This is a genomic window from Leptospira weilii (assembly GCF_006874765.1).
Lineage (GTDB): Bacteria > Spirochaetota > Leptospiria > Leptospirales > Leptospiraceae > Leptospira > Leptospira weilii.
This window is the reverse complement of sequence record NZ_CP040840.1, coordinates 2,252,932-2,270,000: the sequence shown is the minus strand read 5'-3', so window position 1 is coordinate 2,270,000 and position 17,069 is coordinate 2,252,932. Positions and strand designations below refer to the sequence as shown.

Sequence of the window (17,069 nt, the reverse complement as noted above, 5' to 3'; positions counted from 1 at the left end):
AAATGAACCCTTCTTTTTGCGGGAAGTAAAAAATCGCTTTTTATACGTGATTCTTGCAAAAATTCAATCCTTACTGATGAATCCCTATAAAATAGAATACCGTTAATTTGAGCACAAATTCGTGTTTAGACACAAAATTTTGAACACTCTATTATATAGGAGATGGATAAGATCTTTCTCTTTGGATTTGATAGAAATTTCCCTTAATAACAAAATAGAAAATTTCGAAAACAAATTTTAAAAAAATTTTCAAACTCTAACGAGCCAATCCCAACTTGTTTAAAGATTTCTCAATCGGAGCCAACTGAGTTTTAGAATAGGCTTTGCGTGCCACATCCATCAGCTCATGAAGATGAACCGTATGATCAATATCAATCGAATGAATATATTTGTTAAGAAGTTCAAGATATGCTTTCTCTCCAGTGGCGACTAACGCCTGCATTGCATAACCTCCCGCTTCCAGCTCATCGTGCACGTAAATCGGTTCTCCTTCTTTCTCGTTTGCATTCAAAATCTGTGATACATAACGAACAACAAGAGGGCGTAATTTCGGATCGTCCGCACATTTTGAAAAGAAATCCAGTTCATCGATTTCTTCTCCCCGGAATTCCCAATCTAGATCATGATCCGGATCGTCATAGTCCGGATGAGAGAATACATTTGCTTTTAAGTTTTTTGTAATTTGTAACATCTCCTCCAATATCTCTTTACGATCTTTTCCTTGCAGCCGAACCACGTTGCCTTCGATTTCCAAATCCATTGCGGCTTTGGGTACGCTCTTGCCCGCTCCCGCTTTTTTAAGTTCCGCAAGGATCGATTTACGCTCCGACCCGTATTGAGTCACACTGTCAAGAGGAGTCATACCTTCCTCAAAACCGCCTCCATCTTCCGTAATTTGCGCATTTACATCAGCTCCAAGAGAAAGTAAGGTTTTTACCAGTTCTAAATCCCCTTTCTTACAAGCGTAATGCAGAGCGGTTTTACCCGCTTTACTCACATACAAAGGATTCATTCCCTGTTCCAATAACCAGCGAGCGATTTGATTCGTTTTCTGATTTTGATTTATAGGGGCATAATCGATCGTTTTCATCAAAAGAGTTTCCCCATATTCATCCGGTTTTTCATTAGAAACTTCGAGACCAAGTTCTACAAGTTTGTTTAATATTTGGATCCCATCGTCCTGTTGAAAAGGAGACGTCGCCAAAGCCATCTTATTAAGTAGTGTGGCTCCATTCTGATCGATACCGTCTATCAGGGCCCCACGTTCGATCAAAATGGAAAACGATTCCCATCGATCTGCAAGCCAAAGGGGAGTCCGATTTTCATTGTCCAACGCGTGAATATCCGCTCCCGCTTCCAAGAGAAGTTCCACAGACCTTTTGTCATACTGCCAAACTGCCTGATGAAGAGCAGTGCGTCCGCCTTTGGTCCTATCGTTGACATTCGCTCCTTTTTTAAGAAGATACTCTACCATTTCCGGTTGTTTCACATAAGCGGCAAGAGCGAGTGCATTAATTCCGTCTTTTTCGACAGCGGAGGGATCGCAACCTTCGTCTAAAAGTTTTTTTACGGTTTCTACGTTTTTTGCACGGATTGCTTCAAATAGTTCGGATGGATCCATGATTTTATGAAATTCTCCAATTCGATATGAATTTACTTGAGTACGTGGGAAATTAATCTATATTATGATATATTTATGCATTCAGATTAACATGGGTGAAACTTACTTCGCATGCCTTAAATGGGCATAAGCCATGCAGCTCCTGTTATGCTACCTAGGCCAGAAAATTGAAAGGTATGGCCACCGAAACCGTATTCGACAGATCCAATAAATGCACTATTACTAAAAAAAATTTGCCGCGCATTTGGATTTTGATCTGATTCTTTTTCGCCTGTCGTCGGCAGAATAAATTTTTTGTCACATTCATAATATTCGCCAGTCTCAAAAGGGACAGGGAAAGCGTGAACAACCTTGCCTCTGAGTTCCCCTGTTTTCCAATCCAGACTTGAATCAGGCATTTCGAAGACCAGTCCCATATTTTTCTTTCCAACAAATTCCTTTGGAACTATACATTTTGTCAGGATAGGTTGTGGAATACTTGAAAGGAATTGTCTGGCATTCAATGTCTCTTCGAAAGGCTTATTATGTTCTTCAAATGCAATTAATAAATTTGTGCGGGCTTTGAAGCCAACGAATTTGTAGATTTCTTGAGAAGGGTCGTCGCGCAATAAAAAATCCAGCTCCGCATTTGTAAGTAACCGTCCGCCAGATGGGACTCTTGCAACGGCTGTTTTTAGATCAAAATCGTAGAGTTCATAAAAGATCTCGCCAAATTTACTTTTGAAAGAGTATATATATTCTTTGCTCATTTAATTTACCTGCAAACAGTATAAGCGATCTTAAAAAAGGAATGCCAGATACAGTGCTGTCCTATCGTTGATACCCTTGGCTCGAATTGCTTCAAATAGTTCGGAAATCACCGTTATATTGTGTTTTACGAATCATGCCCTTTATTCTTTTTATTTTGCACCTCCGTTTCCTCAATCACTCGGGGGAAGTCGGATTAAAAATTATCAAAAACTTTCCAATCCGATTCTTTTATCTCTCTTTGGGAACTTTTAAAACTTTAGAAATTCGAATCCAATAAAAAAGCCCTACTCTTTCGAGTTGGGCTATGAGCAAAATCGATCTTGCTTTTCTATATTTCAAAATCGAATCTAAATTTCTAGAAGCTATCTCAACAATACTTTATCTTAAAACGCGAATTCCAATCCTTCTGAGAACTTTTTGAGATAGTTTCCAATCCCTTTTTTAGGACGATTCGGCCTCTCCCTTTTTGAATCCGAAAGAATACCAATTGATCTTTCGAGTTAGATGCATCAGAAGCGCTAAAAATACAAACACCGCGACGGAACCTAATAATAAGGCGTAGTCTTCCGAAGATAAGACTACATATAAAAAAGAATACAACCCCAGATAATATACGCCTGCAATCAATCCTCTCTTTTTACTCTGTAAAACGGAAGTCGCATAATAAAAGATAAGACTTGAAACCGCAAGAGACGCGACCGTATAAGAAATCACAAAACCCAAATGTTCCGATAGAGACAAATTTAAAACGTAAAACACAATCATTGCAAACCCGATCATTAAATACTGGAGCGGATGAAGGATCTTTCCTCCAAGAATTTCCAATAAAAAGAAAAGGGCAAAACTGGCGGCAATAAACAAAATCGAATATTTGATGGACCTTTCCAACTTCAAGTAATGATCCACCGGAACGATCAAACGAACTCCACACCCGGATGATTCCATTATGTCCAGAGTTCCGCCTTCGTCCGAAGAAATCACTTGCGGATAATTCCTGGAAAAATAAGAAGACTCCCAAGTCGCTTGAAATCCGTTTTCCGAAATATTTCTTTCCTTTGGTAAAAAGTTCCCCTCAAAGGAAGGATCCTTCCAATTCGAAGAAATTCGGATCTTACTTTCTTTACCTACGGGAACCAAATGCATAGAGTCGGAACCTTGGATTGGAATTTTGATTTGAAACGTTAGCGGGGATTTCAATTCTAAAAGATTCGTTTTTAAATGTACACCGGATTGAAAATTTCTTAAAGATGCGCCGGGTTGAAACGTTTTTTCCTTCTCGGCTAAGATCAATTCAATATCGCTTCCGATTCCTTTTGAATCACTGATGGCGACAACCACCTTTGCATCTCCCCAAAAAATATTCTCCGTATTCCACGGAAAATCAGAAACGGTCGGTCTCCTAAAAATTCCCTGAAACATTAAATTTCCATTATATAATACCGCCTCGTAAATTCCTCTCTTTCTTTTTTCCGCGTTTAAGCGCGCCTCCAAGTCCAATTTTTCCGGAAGAAAATACATTTCTTCGTATACTGTTACTTTAACTATAACTTTCTTGCCGTCTTTATTTTCTTCTTCTCTTTCTTCGAGTTTTTGATAGGGAATCACTAAAAAAGGTCCGGATACTTTTTGTTTGCCTCCCCATTTGGAACCTATTTCCTCCACTGCCTCCCCGGCTCTTGATTGCCTTTCAAAAATCAACGAACTAACCAAATTAATCGGAATTAAAAACACGGCCAGCATTGCCGCCAAAATCAGAATTCTAAGACCTATCGACGATTGAATATTAAACATACTCTACTTACTCCTTGTTGAAAAATATGCGATCATATTATAAATTTCTAAAAAATATTTTAGGATTTTCGTTTTTGAAACGATTTCCGAAAGAATATCTTCCCTGCTTTTTCATTTCAAAACCGTTAGGTGCATCCGTCTTCTTCGTAAGAAACCTTTTTTCTGAGACCATCTAAAAACTCTCTGGTTTCTTTTTTCGTCTTCGAGTTGACTTTGATGATACGTCTTTTGATACCTCGCGATAAGTCTCCCGTATAATTCGTATAATAGAAATTTGTCGCTTCTATCGAGATGAACAACCCGGACAAGGCGATTGTTAGAATCAGAATTTTAAGATTTACGGACGATCGAATTGGAAACATCTATTTCTCCTCGTTCGAAAGTATGCACCGATCGTATGAGAAACTTATGTGCGAATTGTGAGGACTGTGTGAGGATTTTAAAATTTATACTTACCGATCTTTATGATAAAACGGCTTGAATTTTAAGAGAAATCCGATATTTGGACAAAGAATTTGCCGCAAAATCATAGTTAACGTGAATGAGGTATAATGCGAAAGGGATCGATGCGGGGTTAATAAATTGAAACTAAAGACAAAATATCATATTACGTTTCTTTTATACAATTTATTGACCAGAGCTGAGAGCCCGGTCCGACTTGCCATAGGCAAGCCGGATTCGCCCAGTTCTCAACCGTCGAACTTACGTTAGTTAAAATTTGTTTTCCTATTGAAAAATTGTTTTGAAACAAATCCTAGCAACTACACCCGTTGAAGTTCCGTTTTTTACTTCCAAGTCCGCGTCGTGTAGTTTCGCAATTTCTTTTACAAAGGCTAATCCTAATCCGGAACTTTTACGGCCTGTATCCGGACGAGGCAAAGAATAGAATTTTTCAAAAATTTTTTCCAAAGCATACGATGGAATTCCGGGACCGGAATCTTCCACTTCCAAAAAAGGAAGCCCCGCCTCTTTTCCACATCGAATCGTAATTTCAGATCCTGAATTTGAAAAATCCAACGCGTTCTGAACCAAATTCCGAAGAGCCATTCCTAAAAAGAATCCGTTTCCTTCTATCCATACGGTTTCGGTTATTTCTTTGAAATGTATATTTTTTCGAACGGCTTCGGAAACAGAGGAAGCGATCGCCTCTCGAACAACATCCTGTAAGTTGAGATTCGGAGTTTTTTCCAACTGAGATTGATTTTCCAATGAGCTAAGCTCTAAAAGTTTCTCTAAAATCGTTTGAATCCTTTTTCCTTCTATTTGAATATTAGAAATTAAAGATTCCAAACGACCCGGATTTTCGATAATCAGTTCGCAAGAAGCAAGTAAAGAGGAAAGCGGGCTTTTAATTTCATGAGTCATAGATTGTACGTAATTTTCCACATACTCTTTACCGGCAAGTTCCCGAAACAATCGGTCCATTTCTTCTCCCAACCCTCGTATCTCAGGCACGCTGATTTTCGGGAAAGGGACTCGTTTTCGAAATCTTAGAGCCGAAACATATTCGGACAATTTTCGAATCGGCGAAAACAAAAAATATAAAATACTAATAAACAAAACAATTATAGAAAGAGCCACATACAAACTCAAATTCCAAAATTTCTTTCGTGTCGATTCGATAAAAGGAACCAGACTTTTTTTGGGTTTGATTACAGTAACCGCGCCGATGATTTTTCCGTTTCGTCGGACCGGAGCCGCGATAAACAATCCTTTATCGGATTCGGAAACCGTCAAGGGACTGGATCTCGCTCCGTATTTTCCTTGTAAGGTGAGATATACGTCGTTCTTTTTGGAATAATCGAGTCCTTTTCTAATTCCTTCCGAATCGTAGATTACGATCCCGCGCTCGTCAACCACATACAATTGCAAATCCACCTTTTTCTTGGTGATTTCGAAAATTTTAGAATTTAATTTTTTTTCTTTAGAGATTCTGAATATAGGTGAAAACACACGCTCACTTGTTTTTTCCAAGGAAACGTTTCTTTGAAATAGTTCGCTTTCCAATAAGGAGGCTAAAAGATACGCCGTATCGTTTAGAGATTCCTCCACGGTTTCCATATAACGCGGTCGAATCGAATCTTCGATTTTATCTACGAAGTAATAATAACCCGCAAAAAAGGCAAAAAAAAACCGATTACGATCCTTATCCAAAGACTCATAATGTTTCCTTCAATCCGTAACCTTGGGCTCGTCTAGTTTCTATCGGATCCGCATCCGGTCGAATTTCCTTTAACCTGGATCGTATATTTTTGATTACAGTGTCCACGGCTCGATCAAAACTCTCTTCCGGTTCCGTCCAAACACTGTCCATAATTTCCTCCCGAGTGAAAATTTTTCCGGGTCGTTTTAAAAATAAAAGAAGTGTTTTGTATTCGTAAGGAGTCAAAGTTAAAGATTTACCATAATAATAAATGACCTTACGATCCTCGTCCGCCAAAAACTCTGTTTGCTTCTTTTCGGAGTTTCCGTCGTATCTCCTCAGAACCGCTTTGATTCTAGCGACCAACTCCCTAGGACTAAACGGTTTTACCATATAATCGTCCGCGCCTAATTCCAAACCAAGAACCCGGTCAAGTTCCGATTCTCTCGCAGTGAGTAAAATGACCGGAATCGAAGATTTTTTTCTGACCTCCTTTAAAATCTCAAAACCGTTCTGATCCGGTAAGCCGACGTCTAACACCAATAGATTCGGAGATTCTTTCAACAAAGAAAGACATTCCGCGCCGGTCTGAGCCGATAACATTCTAAAACCTTCCGATTCTAAAACGATCCGAATCGTTTCTTGAATTCCCGGTTCGTCTTCGATGAGTAAAATCGTACGTATAAAGTGCATGGTCGACGGTCTCACATTGTTTGAAGACGCGAAAACCAGAATCCGGGGCGCCGACTATCATGGATAATTGCAAGAATCAAAACCTTGTCATCGAGATTCAAATAGTAGATTGAGTAAGGAAAGTCGCCGATTGGTATTTTTCGAACGTCCTGATTGTACCGATAGCGGGGTGTGCCGTCCGGAAACCGCTCTATAAAAGATCTTGTTCGTAAATACTGAGTGAAAAAAATTTCCCCGAGCCCGGATCTGCAACTATTGTAAAATTCAATAGCGTGAATGATGTCTTCTTCAACCTCCGCATGAAGCTCACTTTGTTTCATTCAACCTTGCCCGAATTCGGGCGTCCGATTCCTTCGACAAAATTCCTTTTACACTTCCTTCGATTATATCTCGATGACGACGATTGATAAGTTCCATCTGCAGACGGTCTATTTCCGCCTGGGAAGCGGAATCCAACTCCGCCAACAGTTCGTGAATGAGTATCTCTCGATCATCCACGGAGAGTTCGCGCGCATCGGCTAAAACATTTTCCACTGTCTTTTGCATAAACAAAAACTATAGAACACTAAAAATATGCAGTTGTCCATCCTTTTCAACTCGCATATCCCTATTTATTTTACACGAGGAATCCTATCTTGAATTCCCAGTGAGTAAAATCGTACGTATAAAGTGCATGATAAAAAGAAAATCGGATCCTTCCTTTTAAGAAAAGAAGATTTTCGTTCGTTTGGATTCTGCGAATTTTTTTAAAATCCTATCGAAATCCGTTTGCATAAGTCGCTTCTGGAAAGATACTTTGCGATTGTTTTCAAGATCTAATTTTATGAACAACCATCCCAAAACCAAAAAAGAAACCCAGGACCTGTTCGAACTCTACAAACAAATGCTTCTCATCCGTCGTTTTGAAGAAGGCGCCGCTAAATCCTACAGCACCGGAAAAATCGGCGGATTCTGCCATCTCTATATCGGTCAAGAAGCGGTCGGCGTCGGATCGATCGCAGCCCTCAAAGAACAAGATTATATCGTTTCCACTTACAGGGATCACGGTCACGCGCTTGCAAGAGGACTCGATCCGAAGGCGCTCATGGCGGAACTCTTCGGGAAGAAGACCGGAATCTCCAAAGGTTACGGAGGTTCGATGCACTTCTTCGATAAGAACAAAAGATTTATGGGCGGACACGGAATCGTGGGAGGTCATATCTCCCTGGCGGCGGGAATCGCTTACGCATCCAAATTCAAAAACGAAGATTCGGTTACAGTTTGTTTTTTCGGAGAAGGCGCGGCCAACATCGGTTCCTTTCACGAAGGAATGAATCTCGCCGCAATCTGGAAACTTCCTCTCGTCATGATCTGCGAAAACAATCACTACGCGATGGGAACTCCCGAATATCGCGCGTTATCGGTTAAGGACGTTTCCGTTCGCGCAGGAGCTTACGATATCGCAAGAGATCACATCGAGGGAGACGAAGTTCGTAAGGTTCGAGATCACGTGAGCGTCGCGGTAGAACGAGCGCGCAGAGGAGAAGGTCCTACTCTCATGGAAATTTCCACGTATCGTTTTCGGGGCCACTCCATGTCCGATCCAGCAAAATATAGAACCAAGGAAGAATTGGATCGTTATAAAAAAAGCGATCCTCTTCTAAAGGCAAAGGACGATCTTCTTGATTCCGAATGGAAAGAAGAAGAATTAGAAAAACTAGATATAGATATACAAACTCAAGTGGAAGAATCGATCCGCTTCGCAGACCAAAGCGAAGAACCTCCGTTAGGTTGGCTATATAAGAACGTTTATGCGGAGGATGTGTGATGGCAATTCTCACGTATAGAGAAGCTCTCAACAGAGCGATGTGCGAAGAAATGGATCGGGACCCGAACATCTTTCTCATGGGAGAAGAAGTCGGTCATTACGATGGGGCCTATAAGGTTTCTCAGGGAATGCTTGCGAAGTACGGCGAAAAAAGAGTCATCGATACTCCTATTTCCGAAAACGGATTCGCGGGTGTGGGAATCGGCGCTGCGATGGTGGGTCTGCGTCCCATCATCGAATTTATGACTTGGAATTTTTCTCTCGTCGCGATCGATCAGATCATCAACTCCGCCGCCAAGATGAATTATATGAGCGCGGGTCAATTTCCGATTCCGATCGTATTCCGAGGCGCCGGTGGCGCTGGTGGAAGACTGGCCGCGCAACATTCTCAGTCGTTTGAAAGTTGGTATGCGCACATTCCGGGTTTGAAAGTGATCGCTCCTTATACTCCTGCGGACGCTTGTGGTCTTTTAAAAACGGCGATCCGGGATAACAACCCCACGATCTTTATCGAAAGCGAAGTGTTGTACGGAACCAGAGGGGAAGTTCCCGATCAGGAATATTCAATCCCTTTCGGAAAGGCCGATCTCAAACGGGAGGGTTCCGATATAACAATTGTTAGCTGGTCAAGAGCCTTGATGTATGTTCTACCCGCCGCCGAACGGCTCGCTCAGGAAGGAATTTCGGTGGAAGTTTTGGATCTTCGTTCCATCCGGCCTTTGGATGAAGAAGCGATTTACGCTTCGATCCGAAAAACGAACCGAGCTTTGATCGTGGAAGAAGGTTGGGAAGTGGCGGGCTTCGGTTCCCAAATCGCGTATTTGATTCAGAAAAATTCTTTCGACGATCTGGACGCGCCCGTGGAGAGAATCACTCAAGCAGACGTTCCGATGCCGTATGCCGCGAATTTGGAAAGAGCCTCTCTTCCGAGCGAAGAAAAAATCATTGCGAAAGTTCGGGAGATGCTCGAATAAAAAGAGCGAGGAAGATTCAAAATGGCTAAAATTGCAGAGATGACTCAACTCAGTCCTACGATGTCGGAAGGCAAAATCGTCCGCTGGCTCAAGCAAAAAGGAGATTCCGTTTCTCCGGGAGAGATCATCGCCGAAGTGGAAACGGACAAGGCCATCATGGAAATGGAGGCCTTTGAAACCGGGATCTTGTTGGAAATTCTCGCACCCGAAGGATCCCTACTTCCCGTCGGCGCTCCCGTTGCGATTATCGGTAAATCGGGAGAAGACGTTTCCGCATTAGTCGAAACCGCAAAGAAATCCGTTCCCGCAAAAAAAGAAAGCCCGTCCGCTCCAAACCAAACACCAAACACGCCGTCATCTTCCGCAACACGGCAAACTTCTTCTTCGAAAGGAGAAAACCCTTCTTCTTTCGCGCAAGTACAAAGTGCAACGTCAGGCATAAACAACCTTGAAACGAGAACGAGCGACGCGCTTCCGCAGAATGTCAGAAACAACGATTTATCGGCAACCGAAGAGAAATCCTCCGGATTAAAAGGATCCTCTGCATTCGGCCCGGAAGAACCAAAACATTCCTCCCTTCGATCTATGCGCGGCGGTCGTCCGATCAAAGCCTCTCCTTTGGCAAAAAATCTCGCTCTTCAAAAAGGAATCAATCTTGGCGAAGTGATCGGCTCCGGTCCGGGAGGAAGGATCATCAAGCGAGACATTCTCTCCTATCAGTCGGTTGGAGGTGACAGAAATTCTTTTGTTAAGCGACAAGACCGTAAGTTGGAACTTACAGGAATGAGAAAGACGATCGCTTCCCGTCTTGCGCACTCCACGTCAACCATCCCTCATTTTTATCTTACGACGGAATTGGACGCGGGTCCGACCGACGACCTCAGAAACTCCATCAATAGAGACCTCGGACTCAGCGGCCAGGGAAAAGTCAGCGTAAACGATCTGATTCTCAAAGCGTGTTCTTATACTTTGTTGCAAGTTCCCGAAGTTAATTCTTCCTGGAGAGAGGATCATATCCTTGAGCACGGAAGAATCGATATCGGAGTCGCAGTTTCGATCGAAGGAGGTCTCATTACTCCCTATGTTCGAAACGCGGAAGAGAAATCCGTTCTCGAAATCAGTCGGGAGATAAAAGAACTTGCTTCCCGGGCAAGAGACAGAAAACTCAAACCGGGGGAATACACAGACGGCACCTTTACCGTCTCCAATCTCGGAATGTTTGGAGTCTCTTCTTTTACCGCGGTCATCAACGAACCCGAAGCGGCAATTCTTGCGGTAGGCGCTCTTGTTGCAAAACCGGTACTCAAGGCCGGAAGCATCGTTCCAGGAAAAATCTTGAACGTTACGCTTTCTTGTGATCACAGGGTCATAGACGGAGCGACAGGAGCTAGATTTCTTTCCTTATTCCGAGATCTTATGGAACATCCCCTTCGCCTACTTACAGGCTAAGGATTTCATTTTTGTGGAAAAAGAATCGGCTCGAAAAGAAAAAATCAGAAAATCGGCCCTGCTCCTTCTCTCTTTAAATAAAGAAGACGCCGCCAAAGTTTTATCGAAACTCGACGATTCCATGATCGAAGAGATCATCTTGGAAATGGCACAGATTAAAACCGTTTCCAAAAAGGAAAAAGAAGAAGTTCTCTTAGAGTTTAAGAATTCGGTGCTTCCCGGTGACGGAGAAATCAAAGGCGGTATGGATGCCGCCCGAGAAATTCTGCAACAATCCTTAGGAAAAGAAAAAGCGGAGAATATTCTAGGTAAACTTTCCCGAAAAGACATAGAAGACGATTTTTCATTCTTAAGCGAAGCCGAACCCGGCGTTCTCGCAAGCCTGCTTCAACACGAATCTCCGCAAACCGTCGCCGTCACACTTGCGTTCATGAGCCCCAAAAAGGCCGCGGACATTTTGAAATTCTTTCCCGGAGAACTGCAAGCAAGTGTCGCTTATCGTCTTGCGAATACGACGAAAACCCATCCCGATGCGATCAAAGAAATCGCACGCGTTTTAAAGAAAAAATACGAACAAAGAGATCGTTCCGAATACAGCGAAGCGGGCGGCGCGGAAGCCCTTGCGAATATTCTGGGCCATATGGACAAATCCCAAGAAGAGAATATTCTCAAAGAACTGGAAGCGAATTCTCCGGAACTCGCAAAACAGGTCAAAGAGAAGTTATACACCTTTGAAGACGTTCTCGCTTTGGACCAGAAGGAAATGAGAATTGTAATCAACCGTATCGGCAACGACGATTGTCTCAGCATGGCTCTGCGCGGAGCCGGAGACGAACTCAGAAATCATTTCTTGAATGCCATGTCCCGAAACCGGGCCGCGGAAATTTTGGACATGATGGAAATCAGAGGCAAACTCACCTTACGGGAAATCAGCGATGCGAGAAACGTCATCTTAAACCTCGTTCGAGAATTGGAAGAAGAAGGAACCATCTTCCTTAAAAAGGACGGGGAAGAATATATTTAAACATTTGAGAGAATCGGATTTTTATTTTTCCGAGGAATTAGTTGCATATTCCTTCGAAATCCAGTTTGCAACATAGACGTTACGCTTCGTCAAACCGATTCTAAACGAAACCCGCTTTTAGTTGATTCGTATAGATTAGTCATATGAATCAGAAGGAATAAATTATGAGCCATTCTATTCATAACAATTTAGAAAAATCACTTCAAAATCCCTCGGAAGTTCGAATTCTAGATGTAAGCTCGCAAGAACTCGAAACTCTTCCCGAAGAAATAGGAACATTTCAGAATTTAGAAAAGCTGATTTTATTTGGAAATCGGCTTACTGCGATTCCGAAAGAAATAGGGAAACTCCGGAATTTGGAAACTTTGATATTAGCCGAAAACATACTTAAAACCATACCGAATGAAATTGAACAACTCCAAAATCTGGCGACTTTAGACCTATACGAAAACAAACTCAAAGTTCTTCCGAATGAAATCGGAAAACTTGAAAATTTAAAAGAATTGAATTTAAGCGGAAATCAATTGACGGTTCTTCCTCCCTCAATCGGACAACTGCAGAATTTGGAAATTTTAGAATTATTTAGAAACCAACTCGCAACTCTTCCGGAAGAAATAGTAGGACTTAAGAGTCTACAAATTCTTAATTTATTTGAAAACGAAATTAAAAGTCTACCTAAGGAAATCTCGCAGCTATCGAATTTAATCTGGTTGGACTTAGGCAAGAATAAGATCAAACGTCTATCATTGGATTTTAAAAGACTTCAGAATTTGAAATCCTTAAATCTACTCGACAATAAACTCGAAAATTTCCCCGCAGACATCGTGCAATTAAAATCATTAGAATTTTTGAATTTGAATTACAATCGTTTTAAAATTCTTCCGGAAGAAATTCTACAATTGGAGAATTTGCAAGTTCTGGAATTGACCGGCAATCAGCTCACATCCCTTCCAGAAGGAATCGGAAGATTGGAAAAACTCGAATCTTTGTTTTTAGAAGGGAATCGACTCACAACTCTCCCAAAAGGAATCGAACATCTTAGAAGTCTGAAAATTGTACATCTAGAACAAAATCGACTTACCGCGATTCCCGAAGAAATCGGATCTCTTCAAAATCTAAAGGAATTATACTTACAGGATTTTAATTCTTTTTCTGAGAAAGAAAAAGAAAAGATTCGGAAACTTCTTCCCAAATGCGAAATCATATTTTAAAAAAGAAAAATCTAAAAGCTATAAAACGCAAGCGCGAACTCCGCCGAATTTAAAGTTCCGTTACACTCTCGTTTCCCGAGTATTTTAAAAGTTTCGTATATTCAAGAATTCTATCGATGTTTTGGGACAGGCCCTAAAGATTATTAGCTTCACGTTCGTAAATACTCGCTTCTTTTTCGCAATGCTCCGCTAATTTTTTGTATTTTTTATGTTCTTCAATGGAAGAAAGCGCTTTTCCACCTTTACTCAGATTGGATAGGCTTTTATATCTTTCCGCAAGATCCTTATGGTCCTTCGCTTTCTTAATCAGGTATTCTTTTGCGATCTTTTTTAATTCCGGATTCGTTGCCTCTTTGATTAACAACTCTTCTATTTCCGAAATTGCAAAGATTCCATTGGAAAATCCGAATAGGAAAAGTGTTAAAATTATCATCTTCTTCATGATTTTTTCTCCAAGTATGTTCGTATAACCTCGTATATTTTCCGCGAAAAAAGCCTTATAGTCCATTCAAAAACAAACAAAGTTTTCCATTTCGTAGATGAATCATATACGTAAGTTCAACCCGCTTTCGCCTATACAAGGAAGGCCAATAGATAGTATTCAAAGAACGTTAAGATAAAATGTGATTCGCAGATGAGCATTCTGCTTAAGTTTCCCGCGAGGCATGCGTAAGTAGTCGTCTCTAACGAGACGACCGGAAGCAAACGCCACACGACTTTTTTCGGTAAGAAAAACCGGACGACGGGTCGGCCGTCGTTTTTTTGATTCGGTATGTATAGCCGAATCGACTAACACCCAGGTTTTCTACACTGATCACACGTAGGCGGTTGTCCTGGAAAACAAGCAACCGGAAATCCCATAAAATCGCAATGGCAATTACAGGGTTCCCATGGTTGACTACATTCTACGGCGCCCACATTGAGTCCCATACTCGAAGTTCCTAAATTTCCGGCAAGATCCTTAACATTCACTTGAAGATTACGATTTCCAGCAAACCAATTAGGAGAAGGTGTTAAAGAGATCGTATCATCCGTAACCAAAGTACTACCGACTTGAACTTTGGGAGTTTGATTGTCCACAAGACTACCGGATAAACTCAACGTGCTCGGATCGATACGATGATCAAACTGAAGCACGAGAGATTGAGACAAAGGCGCCAGCCAAACCGCATTTATATTAGGCTGTGTAATTACAACTTTCGGACCTAATTGTGGATTACCAGCCGAAGGATCGGATTCCGTCACCGAATCTCCAAAAAACATATCCCCACTGCCACTGAGGTAAGGAGGTCCATTCGGATTTCCAGGACGAGGAATAGGGTCGGGTCCACGGTAAGGATTTCCAACTATAACACTACAATGACAATTATCAGAGGTATTTCTACACATTACAGCCGTGCAAAAGGTTGCTCCCGGAAATGGAATCGGTTGCTCCCCCAGGCAAAAACCGGCAACGGCTACCCCTATGGGCCACCGAGCAGGCGGGGCATTGTTTACGTTCCCTGCTAAATATGCCCATCCATTACAAATGAGGTTTGCCTGCTCCATACTTACCATTGCTTCCTTACAACCTATACCCAAATTGATCATTATAAATATCGAAAGTACGAATATATTTTTTCTCAACTTCATAACTGACTCCTTAAGTTCGTAAGCGCATTCCGTACCGCGGGTACATCCAGCAAGTCCGTCCTCGGATCAGCTTGCAACGCACCACTCACGGTTGGGTCATTGAGCACTTGAGGTAACGTAGTGAGACTATCGGGTAACAAATACGTGAAATCATAATTTGCGTTCCGATCGATTGCGGAAACGTTCACTCCGCGAGAAGACCAAACCCCCATTGTCCCTCCCAATAAATTCACGGACAATCCTTGTATCGGATTGATACGCCTGAGAGGATAAGCGCCGCCCGGAGACGTCAAACCTCCTATCAATTCGAAACTACGATTCACGAACAATAACGTATCTGAATTTTCCGGAAGCACCGCCAAACCCATACCGCCGGGCAATGGGGTCACAGCGGTAAAAGTCAGTTCCAAAGTGGCAGTATCCGTAACGAGTTTTTGATCGGTCCATTTGAAAATTATGGACTGATCTCTTGGATCCCAACCAACTATCCTTTTGCCATCCTGATCGACTACGAGAATGAGGGTTGGATCCGCCCATACACTCCGCAATCCGGCAATCGGAACCGGACTTGAAACCGTCGTTGCCGCCCCATCGATTCCTAAACGACGAAAACCAATGCTCGGTCCGTAAACAAGAAAGGCGGAAGGGCCGAACGAAACCAATTCTTGAGCGCCGGGTATAGAAATAGTATTTTGGCATCCGTTTATACGTTGGGAAGTCTGCCCGTCAAAAGACCAACAAAGATTGACGGCTTCGGATTTGAGCAAAGCGATTCGTCCGTTCTCTTCCAGAGAAATTCGTTTTGCGCCGATAAAATCCGTGTTTGATTTATAGTAAAGCCTGTTAGCGCCGACGGAAAAGTAAAGATTCCCTCCGATCGAATCTAACATGAAGATAGTAAAGTCCACGGACTGAAAATTCGCAGGTCGAAGACTTGGAGCTAAAGTAATTCCTGCGACATGAGAAAACGTCGTCGCGCGCGGCGGATCAGATGCATCGGTCGTAAAAAAAGCTCCCACTCGCGCGACCAACTCCGGATTCAGTTGGTAGAGGAAATTCGTTTCTACTACTTTTGTTTCAAAAGTTACGACCGGGTTTCCTTCCGGAGAATACTCAAATGAATCTGAACGTAAAAATAGCGCCAAATTATTGATAACGTTTCTATTTTTATTATCTAAAATCCCATTGCACTGTGACAAAAACCCGATTAAAAACAAACATATCGATTTTCGAATTATCATGGCGGACTACTTAAGATATATTCCATTTTTATTCAATACAATTTTTATTATTTTTATTATTTTTATATTATATTATTATATATGTCACATTTAGAATCACTCAATATTCTAATATAAACTGCACATTCAAAGACAATTTTTGTCAAAGCTCAGGATATTCTACTCATCTCTACACAATAGAGTGCCAAAATTCTGCGCCTAACGCTGAATTTGTGCTCAAATGAGCGGTATTCTATTTTATAGGGATCAGTAATAACCAAAATTCAGAGACAAAATCTTATGGTTTCCTATAACGCGAAAGTATCGGAAACTTTCATTTCCGCAAACCGATCTTTCCGGGATACGAAAGTCGGCAAATAACAATGAGACTATATAAACTTCCGGAACGTAAACGTGAATTTATGCGGGCCTAGTGAGACGTGTTAGACAGAACAGCAAACACGTATTAGCTGATGCAATTGTCCATTAGTTTAATGTGAGTTCGGCGGTTGAAAGTTTGGGCGAATAAGAGACTAAAGTGCAACGACTCCCCTGAACTCAGGCGCCAAGCTTTCCTAAACTCAAATCTCGCTGCCTACAGTCGTAACATAATAATCGCTTTCGTATTTTGTTATACCGAACTCACGTTAGTTTGGAGAGATAAAAGATTCCGGAGAGCTGACGGGCCCCCCGCTACGCAATTTAACATCCATGTTCAATTAAGCTCCACGGCGTCTTTCTCGTGGCTCCAGAA

At 41.8% G+C, this 17,069-nt stretch carries 16 protein-coding genes; 5 read left to right on the top strand and 11 right to left on the bottom strand.

Annotation, left to right across the window (positions count from 1 at the left end):
• Positions 1–256: 256 nt before the first annotated feature.
• The 8 genes from FHG67_RS10840 to FHG67_RS10805 all read right to left on the bottom strand — a co-directional run bounded on the left by FHG67_RS10840 (position 257) and on the right by FHG67_RS10805 (position 7,544).
• A complete protein-coding gene (locus FHG67_RS10840; protein WP_004500438.1) occupies positions 257–1,621 on the bottom strand; it encodes an ankyrin repeat domain-containing protein in 1,365 nt (454 codons plus the stop codon).
• A gap of 116 nt (positions 1,622–1,737) precedes the next feature.
• Positions 1,738–2,370, bottom strand: coding sequence for a hypothetical protein (locus FHG67_RS10835; protein ID WP_004500387.1), 633 nt, complete (start codon positions 2,368–2,370; stop codon positions 1,738–1,740).
• 442 nt (positions 2,371–2,812) lie between these two features.
• The gene (gene creD / locus FHG67_RS10830) at positions 2,813–4,162 is read right to left on the bottom strand and encodes a cell envelope integrity protein CreD (RefSeq protein WP_004501383.1); all 1,350 of its coding nucleotides are present in this window, start codon (positions 4,160–4,162) and stop codon (positions 2,813–2,815) included.
• A 125-nt stretch (positions 4,163–4,287) separates the two neighbouring features.
• Complete coding sequence (locus FHG67_RS10825) at positions 4,288–4,524, bottom strand: hypothetical protein (RefSeq protein WP_004501380.1); 237 nt, start codon at positions 4,522–4,524, stop codon at positions 4,288–4,290.
• Between the two features lie 364 nt (positions 4,525–4,888).
• Positions 4,889–6,316 carry a two-component system sensor histidine kinase CreC gene (gene creC, locus FHG67_RS10820; RefSeq protein WP_004500419.1) on the bottom strand — a complete coding sequence of 476 codons (1,428 nt, stop codon included), beginning with the start codon at positions 6,314–6,316 and terminating at the stop codon, positions 4,889–4,891.
• 4 nt (positions 6,317–6,320) lie between these two features.
• Positions 6,321–6,998, bottom strand: coding sequence for a response regulator (locus tag FHG67_RS10815; RefSeq protein WP_004500404.1), 678 nt, complete (start codon positions 6,996–6,998; stop codon positions 6,321–6,323).
• Positions 6,999–7,009: 11 nt separating this feature from the next.
• Positions 7,010–7,318 carry a type II toxin-antitoxin system RelE/ParE family toxin gene (locus tag FHG67_RS10810; RefSeq protein WP_004500477.1) on the bottom strand — a complete coding sequence of 103 codons (309 nt, stop codon included), beginning with the start codon at positions 7,316–7,318 and terminating at the stop codon, positions 7,010–7,012.
• The gene (locus tag FHG67_RS10805) at positions 7,305–7,544 is read right to left on the bottom strand and encodes an addiction module protein (protein ID WP_004497784.1); all 240 of its coding nucleotides are present in this window, start codon (positions 7,542–7,544) and stop codon (positions 7,305–7,307) included. Before FHG67_RS10805 ends, FHG67_RS10810 begins: the two co-directional genes overlap by 14 nt.
• Before the next feature lie 277 nt (positions 7,545–7,821).
• Here FHG67_RS10805 and pdhA point away from each other — a divergent pair, with 277 nt between their 5' ends.
• The 5 genes from pdhA to FHG67_RS10780 all read left to right on the top strand — a co-directional run bounded on the left by pdhA (position 7,822) and on the right by FHG67_RS10780 (position 13,463).
• A complete protein-coding gene (gene pdhA / locus FHG67_RS10800) occupies positions 7,822–8,805 on the top strand; it encodes a pyruvate dehydrogenase (acetyl-transferring) E1 component subunit alpha (protein WP_036058634.1) in 984 nt (327 codons plus the stop codon).
• Entirely contained in the window at positions 8,805–9,779 is a 975-nt protein-coding gene (locus tag FHG67_RS10795) for a pyruvate dehydrogenase complex E1 component subunit beta (RefSeq protein ID WP_061231081.1), read from the top strand. Before pdhA ends, FHG67_RS10795 begins: the two co-directional genes overlap by 1 nt.
• Positions 9,780–9,800: 21 nt before the next feature.
• Positions 9,801–11,228 (top strand): dihydrolipoamide acetyltransferase family protein, encoded by a 1,428-nt coding sequence (locus FHG67_RS10790; RefSeq protein WP_142499782.1) that lies wholly within the window; start codon positions 9,801–9,803, stop codon positions 11,226–11,228.
• 13 nt (positions 11,229–11,241) lie between these two features.
• The gene (gene fliG / locus FHG67_RS10785) at positions 11,242–12,252 is read left to right on the top strand and encodes a flagellar motor switch protein FliG (protein WP_002620518.1); all 1,011 of its coding nucleotides are present in this window, start codon (positions 11,242–11,244) and stop codon (positions 12,250–12,252) included.
• Between the two features lie 164 nt (positions 12,253–12,416).
• The gene (locus FHG67_RS10780; RefSeq protein ID WP_020782069.1) at positions 12,417–13,463 is read left to right on the top strand and encodes a leucine-rich repeat domain-containing protein; all 1,047 of its coding nucleotides are present in this window, start codon (positions 12,417–12,419) and stop codon (positions 13,461–13,463) included.
• Between the two features lie 133 nt (positions 13,464–13,596).
• Here the strand turns inward: FHG67_RS10780 and FHG67_RS10775 are convergent, their stop codons facing one another.
• The 3 genes from FHG67_RS10775 to FHG67_RS10760 form a co-directional block, all read right to left on the bottom strand.
• Entirely contained in the window at positions 13,597–13,905 is a 309-nt protein-coding gene (locus tag FHG67_RS10775; RefSeq protein WP_002620517.1) for an LIC_10421 family protein, read from the bottom strand.
• 347 nt (positions 13,906–14,252) lie between these two features.
• Positions 14,253–15,095 carry an Ig-like domain-containing domain gene (locus FHG67_RS10765; protein WP_004502859.1) on the bottom strand — a complete coding sequence of 281 codons (843 nt, stop codon included), beginning with the start codon at positions 15,093–15,095 and terminating at the stop codon, positions 14,253–14,255.
• The gene (locus FHG67_RS10760; protein ID WP_004497833.1) at positions 15,092–16,336 is read right to left on the bottom strand and encodes an LIC_11904 family protein; all 1,245 of its coding nucleotides are present in this window, start codon (positions 16,334–16,336) and stop codon (positions 15,092–15,094) included. Before FHG67_RS10760 ends, FHG67_RS10765 begins: the two co-directional genes overlap by 4 nt.
• Positions 16,337–17,069 lie beyond the last annotated feature (733 nt).

Coding starts and splice junctions, on each gene's coding strand:
- FHG67_RS10840 (WP_004500438.1), bottom strand. CDS start 1,621: ATGGATCCATCCGAACTATTTGAAGCAATCCGTGCAAAAAACGTAGAA.
- FHG67_RS10835 (WP_004500387.1), bottom strand. CDS start 2,370: ATGAGCAAAGAATATATATACTCTTTCAAAAGTAAATTTGGCGAGATC.
- creD (WP_004501383.1), bottom strand. CDS start 4,162: ATGTTTAATATTCAATCGTCGATAGGTCTTAGAATTCTGATTTTGGCG.
- FHG67_RS10825 (WP_004501380.1), bottom strand. CDS start 4,524: ATGTTTCCAATTCGATCGTCCGTAAATCTTAAAATTCTGATTCTAACA.
- FHG67_RS10815 (WP_004500404.1), bottom strand. CDS start 6,998: ATGCACTTTATACGTACGATTTTACTCATCGAAGACGAACCGGGAATT.
- FHG67_RS10810 (WP_004500477.1), bottom strand. CDS start 7,318: ATGAAACAAAGTGAGCTTCATGCGGAGGTTGAAGAAGACATCATTCAC.
- FHG67_RS10805 (WP_004497784.1), bottom strand. CDS start 7,544: ATGCAAAAGACAGTGGAAAATGTTTTAGCCGATGCGCGCGAACTCTCC.
- pdhA (WP_036058634.1), top strand. CDS start 7,822: ATGAACAACCATCCCAAAACCAAAAAAGAAACCCAGGACCTGTTCGAA.
- FHG67_RS10795 (WP_061231081.1), top strand. CDS start 8,805: ATGGCAATTCTCACGTATAGAGAAGCTCTCAACAGAGCGATGTGCGAA.
- FHG67_RS10790 (WP_142499782.1), top strand. CDS start 9,801: ATGGCTAAAATTGCAGAGATGACTCAACTCAGTCCTACGATGTCGGAA.
- FHG67_RS10780 (WP_020782069.1), top strand. CDS start 12,417: ATGAGCCATTCTATTCATAACAATTTAGAAAAATCACTTCAAAATCCC.
- FHG67_RS10775 (WP_002620517.1), bottom strand. CDS start 13,905: ATGAAGAAGATGATAATTTTAACACTTTTCCTATTCGGATTTTCCAAT.
- FHG67_RS10765 (WP_004502859.1), bottom strand. CDS start 15,095: ATGAAGTTGAGAAAAAATATATTCGTACTTTCGATATTTATAATGATC.
- FHG67_RS10760 (WP_004497833.1), bottom strand. CDS start 16,336: ATGATAATTCGAAAATCGATATGTTTGTTTTTAATCGGGTTTTTGTCA.